At 67.5% G+C, this 3,133-nt stretch carries 1 protein-coding gene; it reads right to left on the bottom strand.

Going from position 1 to position 3,133, the window contains the following annotated elements; translation table 11 throughout:
* On the bottom strand, window positions 1-3,133 hold a 3,133-nt coding region (locus JQ603_RS37850; RefSeq protein WP_212348742.1), incomplete at both ends, for a beta strand repeat-containing protein.

Here is a 3,133-nt window from a genome sequence, read left to right as displayed (position 1 = left end):
CCGCCCGCCAGGGCATTGCTGTCGGTATCGTTGTTGTCGAGGGCGTAACTCACCACGCCGCTGGCCGTGGTCAGCGTTGCCGTGCCGTAGGTCCCGGTCTTGGTGTAGGTCACCCCGCCATCGCCGGTCGCCCAGCCGTCGGAGGTCAGCGCCGCGCCGTCATAGCTCGCCGCATCGCCGGTATCGAAGTCCCCCTTGGTCAGCGCGATCGACGCATTCGCCGTGCCCGCCGTGCCGACGCCGGCCTCCACCAGCGGCACGCTCTGCGCGCCTGCCGTGACCGTCGGGTTGTCGTTGCTGCCGGTGATGGCAAAGTTCACCGCCGTCGAGGCGGTGCCGGTGCTGCCGTCCTTGACGAAGACGGTGAAGTCGTCCGACACGCTGGCGCCGCCCGCCAGGGCATTGCTGTCGGTATCGTTGTTGTCGAGGGCATAGCTCACCACGCCGGTTGCGGTGGTCAGCGTCGCCGTGCCGTAGGTCCCGGTCTTGGTGTAGGTCGCCCCGCCATCGCCGGTCGCCCAGCCGTCGGAGGTCAGCGCCGCGCCATCATAGCTCGCCGCATCGCCGGTATCGAAGTCCCCCTTGGTCAGCGCGATCGACGCATTCGCCGTGCCCGTTGTGCCGACGCCCGCCTCCACCAGCGGCACGCTCTGCGCACCCGCCGTGACCATCGGATTGTCGTTGCTGCCGGTGATCGCGAAGTTGACCGCGGTCGAGGCGGTGCCAGTGCTGCCGTCCTTGACGAACACGGTGAAGTCGTCCGACACGCTGGCGCCGCCCGCCAGGGCATTGGTATCGGTGTCGTTGTTGTCGAGCGCGTAGCTCACCACGCCGCTGGCCGTGGTCAGCGTCGCCGTGCCGTAGGTCCCGGTCTTGGTGTAGGTCGCCCCGCCATCGCCGGTCGCCCAGCCGTCGGAGGTCAGCGCCGCGCCGTCATAGCTCGCCGCATCGCCCGTATCGAAGTCCCCTTTGGTCAGCGCGATCGACGCATTCGCCGTCCCTGCCGTGCCGACGCCCGCTTCCACCAGCGGCACGCTCTGTGCACCCGCGCTCACCGTCGGATTGTCGTTGCTGCCGGTGATGGCGAAGTTGACCGCGGTCGAGGCGGTGCCGGTGCTGCCGTCCTTGACGAAGACGGTGAAGTCGTCCGATACGCTGGCGCCGCCCGCCAGGGCATTGGTGTCGGTATCGTTGTTGTCGAGGGCGTAACTCACCACGCCGCTGGCCGTGGTCAGCGTCGCCGTGCCGTAGGTTCCGGTCTTGGTGTAGGTCGCCCCGCCATCGCCGGTCGCCCAGCCGTCGGAGGTCAGCGCCGCGCCATCATAGCTCGCCGCATCGCCTGTGTCCGGATCGGCCTTGGTCAGCGCAATGGTCGCCGATGCCGTCCCCCCCGTGCCGACGCCGGCCTCCACCAGCGGCACGCTCTGCGCACCCGCCGTGACCGTCGGGTTGTCGTTGCTGCCGGTGATGGCGAAGTTGACCGCGGTCGAGGCGGTGCCGGTGCTGCCGTCCTTGACGAAGATGGTGAAGTTGTCCGACACGCTGGCGCCGCCCGCCAGGGCGTTGGTGTCGGTATCGTTGTTGTCGAGCGCGTAACTCACCACGCCGCTGGCCGTGGTCAGCGTTGCCGTGCCGTAGGTCCCGGTCTTGGTGTAGGTCACCCCGCCATCGCCGGTCGCCCAGCCGTCGGAGGTCAGCGCCGCGCCGTCATAGCTCGCCGCATCGCCCGTATCGAAGTCGCCCTTGGTCAGCGTGATCGACGCATTCGCCGTCCCCGTCGTGCCGACGCCCGCTTCCACCAGCGGCACGCTCTGTACGCCCGCCGTCACCGTCGGGTCGTCGTTGGTGCCGGTGACCGTGATCACGACGTCCTGGGTCGCTGTCGCGCCCTTGTCGTCCGTCACGGTGACCGTGAAGGTTTCAGTGTGGCTCTCGCCAGCCGCCAGATCCTGGTGGTTGGCGTTGTCCAGCGTGTAGGTCCACGCACCCGTCGCCGCGTTGACCGCAAAGCTGCCATACACTCCCGTCGCGTCGCCACTGTAGGCCGCCGTCGCCCCATGGTCGACGTCGTTCGACGTCACCTGCCCCGTCGCCGTCAGCGTCGTGTCTTCCTTGACCGAGCCGCCCTGCGCCGAACTCGTGATCGCCGGCGAATCGTTGCTGCCCGTCACCGTGATCGTCACGGTCGCCGTCGCGGTGGCGCCCTTGTCGTCCGTCACCGTCGCCGTAAACGTCTCCGTCTTGACGTCGCCCTCGGCGAGCTGGTCCGCCGCACCGCCGGGCGTGTTGTCCAGCGTGTAGGTCCAGCTCCCGTCCGCTCCGATCGCAAACGAGCCATAGCTGCCGGCCGCAGATCCGCTCCACGTCGCCGTCGCGCCGGCGTCGACATCCATCGACGTCAGCGTCCCGGTCGCAGACGCGGTCCCGGCCACCACCGTCCCGTCGTCCTGGTTGCCGGCCTCCGTGACCGAACCGTTGTTGCCGCCAACCACCACAACCGGCGAATCGTTGCTGCCCGTCACCGTGACGTCGATCACCTGCGTCGCAGTGCCATCGGCGGATTTGACCGTCAGCGTGTCGTGCACGACCTGATTGGCGATCAGCTCTTGGGTCGTGCTCTTTGTATTGTCGAGCACATAAGTCCACGCGCCCGTGTTGCTGTTGAAGGTGAAATTGCCGTAGGTGCCGGCGAGAGCGGCAGGCGCGACCGCCTGGAATACGGCCTGGCCGCTGTCGACATCGTTGGCCGTCAGCATGCCGGACGCATTTGGCGAACCTGCATTGCCGTTGTTGACTCCGCCCGCTTCCGTCACAGCGCCTGTTGCTGTGCCGGTGATCGTGGCGTTGTCATTCGAACCGGTCACCGTCACGTCGATCACCTGGGTCGCGGTGCCATCGGCCGATTTGACCGTCAGCGTGTCGTGCACGACCTGATTGGCGATCAGCTCTTGGGTCGTGCTCTTTGTATTGTCGAGCGCATAAGTCCACGCGCCCGTGTTGTTGTTGAAGGTGAAATTGCCGTACGTGCCGGCGAGAGCGGCAGGCGCGACCGTCTGGAATACGGCCTGGCCGCTGTCGACATCGTTGACCGTCAGCGTGCCGGACGCATTTGGCGAACCTGCATTGCCGTTGT

Source organism: Bradyrhizobium liaoningense (genome assembly GCF_018130825.1).
In the GTDB taxonomy this organism is placed as follows: domain Bacteria; phylum Pseudomonadota; class Alphaproteobacteria; order Rhizobiales; family Xanthobacteraceae; genus Bradyrhizobium; species Bradyrhizobium liaoningense_B.
Note: the sequence above shows the minus strand (reverse complement) of the source record. Positions and strands in the feature narration are given on the sequence as shown.